Source organism: Bradyrhizobium sp., assembly GCF_019242285.1.
Classification (GTDB): Bacteria; Pseudomonadota; Alphaproteobacteria; order Rhizobiales; family Xanthobacteraceae; genus Bradyrhizobium.
On sequence record NZ_JAFAVV010000129.1, the window covers coordinates 1 to 2,919 of the forward strand.

General features: G+C 65.9%; 4 protein-coding genes. All 4 read left to right on the forward strand.

Going from position 1 to position 2,919, the window contains the following annotated elements; all coding sequences use genetic code 11:
• Positions 1-521 (forward strand): N-acetyltransferase family protein (locus JOY90_RS04570; RefSeq protein WP_367276878.1); only part of this gene is annotated, 521 nt, incomplete at its 5' end.
• Positions 518-1,018 carry a dihydrofolate reductase gene (locus JOY90_RS04575; protein ID WP_291689964.1) on the forward strand — a complete coding sequence of 167 codons (501 nt, stop codon included), beginning with the start codon at positions 518-520 and terminating at the stop codon, positions 1,016-1,018. The genes JOY90_RS04570 and JOY90_RS04575, both read left to right, overlap by 4 nt.
• Before the next feature lie 143 nt (positions 1,019-1,161).
• Positions 1,162-2,286 carry an FtsH protease activity modulator HflK gene (gene hflK, locus JOY90_RS04580; RefSeq protein WP_291689965.1) on the forward strand — a complete coding sequence of 375 codons (1,125 nt, stop codon included), beginning with the start codon at positions 1,162-1,164 and terminating at the stop codon, positions 2,284-2,286.
• Positions 2,283-2,919 (forward strand): protease modulator HflC (gene hflC, locus JOY90_RS04585; RefSeq protein ID WP_291689966.1); only part of this gene is annotated, 637 nt, incomplete at its 3' end. The genes hflK and hflC, both read left to right, overlap by 4 nt.

Below are 2,919 nucleotides of genomic sequence, written 5' to 3' on the forward strand. Positions count from 1 at the left end.
CATCCGCACATCAAGGCCGAGGTGGCGGTGTGAGCCTTGCCATCCGGGCGGCGCGACCGGCTGACAGTGCGACGATTTTGACTCTGTTGCGCGAACTGGCGGACTACCAGCGGCTCGACATGGATGTCGAAGCGGCCGCGCGTGGCATCGAGCCTGCGTTTTTCGGGCCGCAGCCGCAGCTCTTCTGCGACATCGCGGAGTGGGACGGCGAGGCCGCCGGCTTCGCGGTCTGGTTTCTCCACTACTGGACGTTTCGCGGCCGCCACGGACTTTATCTCGAGGATTTGTTCGTGCGGCCGGCATGGCGCCGGCGCGGGGTCGGCAAGGCGCTGATGCGCCGATTGGCGGAGCGCTGCATCGCCGGCGACCTTGAGCGCTTCGAATGGGCGGTGATGGATTCAAACAGTTCATCCATCGCGTTCTATCGCTCGATCGGCGCGCAGCTCTTGGAGCAATGGAAGTTCTGCCGGCTGAGCGGTCCGGCGCTGCGCGCCTTCGCCAATCCCGGCGGCGTGTCGTGAAGATCGTCATTCTCGCCGCCGTCGCCGACAACGGCGTGATCGGACGCGGCAACGCGTTGCCGTTTCGTCAGGGCTCCGATCTGCGCCACTTCAAAGAGCTGACGATGGGCAAGCCGTTGCTGATGGGCCGCAAGACCTATCTGTCGATCGGCAAGCCGCTGCCGGGCCGGACCAACATCGTGGTCAGCCGTGGCGGCTTTGCCGCGCCGGGCGTCGTTGTCGCAGCCACCCTTGATGCGGCGTTAACCGTCGCGCGCGGCGATGCGCTCCGCCGCGGCGCGGATGAGATCGTGGTGATCGGCGGCACCGACATTTTTCAGCAGTGCATGTCCCTTGCCGATCGCATGGAGATTACCCATGTGCATTCGCGCCCGGAGGGGGACACCTATTTTCCGCCGATTGATGCGACAGAATGGCACGCCAGTGCGCGCAGCGATCACCCCGCCGGGCCGCGCGACGAGGCTGCATTCAGCTATGTCACTTACACCCGGGCCTGAACCGCAAGTTTGCCGGAAATGCGTGTCAGGCCAGCACGTTGGCTGCTCGCGGGGGCGTGCGTTGTAAGCCACGGACGGCTCCCATATAACCTCACCAGCAAAACGGACTGTCGGCGTGTCGCCGTCCTCCGAGGAGAGTTTTCATGCCATGGAGCAATCAGGGCGGCGGGCCCTGGGGATCGGGTGGATCGAAGGGCCCCTGGGGCTCGGGTCCGCAGTCGTCAGGACCGACGCCGCCTGACCTCGAAGACCTGCTGCGCCGCAGCCAGGACAAGCTCAGGAGCTTTCTGCCCGGCGGCAACATGGGCGGCCGCGGCTTTGCGCTGCTGGCGCTCGGCGCTGTCGTGCTGTGGGGCGTATCCGGCTTCTTCCGCGTCGAAGCCGACGAGGTCGGCGTGGTGCTGCGCTTCGGACGAGAAATCCGCGAGGTCCAGCCCGGCCTGAACTACCATCTGCCGTATCCGATTGAGACCGCGCTGACGCCGAAGGCGCTGCAGGTGCGCAAGATCGACGTCGGCATGCGGGTGGTCGACGACCTGCGCCGCGGCACCACGATGCGCGATGTGCCGGAAGAGAGCCTGATGCTCACCGGCGACGAAAACATCGTCGACGTCGATTTCTCCGTGCTGTGGCGCATCAGCCTCAAACCGAATGGCGTCGAAGACTATCTGTTCAACATCCAGCAACCCGAAGGCACGGTGAAGGCGGTGGCCGAGAGCGCCATGCGCGAGGTGATCGGCCGCTCGACCCTGCAGCCGATCCTGACCGGGGCGCGGCAGAACATCGAAGCGGCGGTGCAGGATCTGATGCAACGGGTGCTCGACAGCTACGGGGCCGGCGTCCAGATCCAGCAAGTGCAGCTGCAGAAGGTGGATCCGCCGTCCCAGGTGATCGATGCCTTCCGCGACGTGCAGGCGGCCCGCGCCGACAGCGAGCGGGCGCAAAATGAAGCCCAGAGCTATGCCAACAAGGTCGTCCCGGAAGCGCGCGGACGTGCCGCGCAGATCACCCAGGGCGCCGAAGCCTACCGCGATCAGACCGTCGCCGAGGCCAAGGGCGCGACGGCGCGCTTCCTTCAGGTCTACGACGAATACAAGAAAGCGCCCGACGTCACCCGCCAGCGCATGTATCTCGAAACGATGGAACGGTTGTTCGGGGGTACCGATAAGGTCATCATCGATCCGGGCGGCGGGGTCGTTCCCTATCTGCCGCTCGACCAGTTGACGCGCCGGCCGCAGACCCCGCCGCAGACGGGAGGCAGCCGATGAGACTCAATCTGTTCGGCGGGCTTATCGCCGGCCTCGTCGTCCTGGCGCTGATCGTCGCCTACGGCACGCTGTTCACGGTCTATCAGACCCGTCAGGCGCTGGTGGTCCGGCTGGGCCAACCGGTGCGCGTCATCACCGACCCCGGGCTGAACGTGAAGGTTCCGCTCATCGACAGTGTCATCAACATCGACAAGCGCATCCTCGATCTCGAAAACCCGGCGCAGGAGGTGATCGCCTCCGACCAGAAGCGGCTCGTGGTCGACGCCTTCGCACGCTATCGCATCAAAGACGTGCTGAAATTCTATCAGACCGTGGGAACGGTGGACGGCGCGAACTCGCAGCTTTCAATCCTGCTCAACTCGGCGCTGCGGCGCGTGCTGGGGGAGGCGACGCTGACGCAGGTGGTGCGCGATCAACGCGAGCATCTCATGGCGCGCGTGCGCGAGCAGCTCGACAACGAGGCGCAGGGCTACGGCATCTCCGTGGTCGACGTGCGCATTCGCCGCGCCGACCTGCCGGAGCAGAACAGCCAGGCGGTCTACCAGCGCATGCAGACCGAGCGGCAGCAGGAGGCGGCGCAATACCGCGCCGAGGGCGCGCAGCGGGCGCAGGAGATCCGCGCCAAGGCGGATC